The sequence below is a fragment of the Micromonospora sp. NPDC003776 genome, from assembly GCF_053605645.1.
This window is the reverse complement of record NZ_JBSGJR010000935.1, coordinates 1-1,408: the sequence shown is the minus strand read 5'-3', so window position 1 is coordinate 1,408 and position 1,408 is coordinate 1. Positions and strand designations below refer to the sequence as shown.

Genomic DNA, 1,408 nt, shown 5'->3' with positions numbered 1-1,408 from the left:
CGTCGACGGGCTCTCGAAGTACCTCACCGAGGGGGCGGTGCTCAGCGTGGCCGCGGCCGGCGCTCCCGGTCGTCGGGCCCCGTCCGGCCGGTGCGCCGTGGCGGTCTCGCCGTGTCCCCGTCGTCACCCCGTCAGGAGCCCGTCCGACATGACCCAGTCCCCCGCCGTGCGCACCCCCGGCCCGTCCGGTCCGGTCCGCATCGGCGAGCGCGCCGCCCGTACCCTCGTCTCCGAGCTCGCCCGGCGCAACGACCCGAAGGCCGGCCTGCTGGTCGGCGCGACCCCGGACTCCGCGGTGCTGGCCGCGGCGATCGAGGCGCTGCTCCCCGGTGACCGGCTCACCGTCGTACCGGCGGAGGGTGCCGCCGCGGCGGCGCTCCGCGAGCACGTGACGGCCCAGGGCCGCTGGGTCGCCGACCGGGTACGGGTCGCCGACACCCTTGCCGAGGCGGACGCGGCCGAGGTGGTCATCGCCGCCGAGCCGTTCACCGGCACCGCCGACGAGGCCCGGGTGGCCGTCGACGGGCTCTCGAAGTACCTCACCGAGGGGGCGGTGCTCAGCGTGGCCGCGCCCCTGTTCCGGACCGAGGGCGCCGGCGCCGAGCTGGACCGGCAGGGCGTGCTGCACGGCGTCCGTACCGACCTGGTGCTGCGCAACTCCCCACCGGTACGGGTGCACCACCTGCGGTTCACCCCGGCCGGCGCGGCCCTGGCGGCCACGCTCTCCCCGGCGTACCGGCCGTCGAGCGTGCCGCTGACCCGGAGCATGCACATCGACTCGAACGGCGTCGCGGCGGCCGGCATCACCCTCGGCCTGGCCGCGCTGGCCAAGGTCACCCGGCCGAAGTCGAAGCTCTGGTTGCTCCCGGCGCTGGCCGCGGCGCCGGTCGCGGCGTTCTTCCGGGACCCGGAGCGGGACGTTCCGGAGGACCCGTCGGCCGTGGTCGCCGCGGCGGACGGTCAGGTCCTCTCGGTCCAGCGGCTGCACGACGAGCGCTTCGGCGACGGGGAGTGGCTGCGGATCGCGGTCTTCCTCTCGGTGCTGGACGTGCACGTCAACCGCGCCCCGGTGGCCGGCAAGGTGATCGACTACTTCGTCGCGGACGGCGGGTTCGTCAACGCCATGAAGCCGGACGCCGAGCACAACGTGGCGGCGTACACGGTGCTGGAGACCGACCACGGCACGGTGGTGGTGGCGCAGCGGACCGGCCTGATCGCCCGGCGGATCGTGCAGCGGGCGCCGGTCGGCGCGCTGCTGGCCCGGGGCGAGCGGTTCGGCCTGATCCGGTTCGGCTCGCGGACCGACGTCTACCTGCCGGTGGCGGCGGCCGAGCCGCTGGTCGGCCCGGGCGACAAGGTGGTCGGCGGCGCGACGGTGATCGCCCGCTGGGTCTGATCCCGCAGGACA

The 1,408-nt window shown here is 76.0% G+C and carries 1 protein-coding gene; it reads left to right on the top strand.

Annotated features, from left to right (window positions below):
- The first annotated feature begins 148 nt into the window (after window positions 1-148).
- Window positions 149-1,396, top strand: a complete 1,248-nt coding sequence (locus ACWEVO_RS36505; RefSeq protein ID WP_452311946.1) for a phosphatidylserine decarboxylase — start codon at window positions 149-151, stop codon at window positions 1,394-1,396.
- Window positions 1,397-1,408: the final 12 nt, after the last annotated feature.

Bases quoted from the DNA above. Each gene is read 5' to 3' on its own strand.
- ACWEVO_RS36505 (WP_452311946.1), top strand. From the start codon at position 149: ATGACCCAGTCCCCCGCCGTGCGCACCCCCGGCCCGTCCGGTCCGGTC.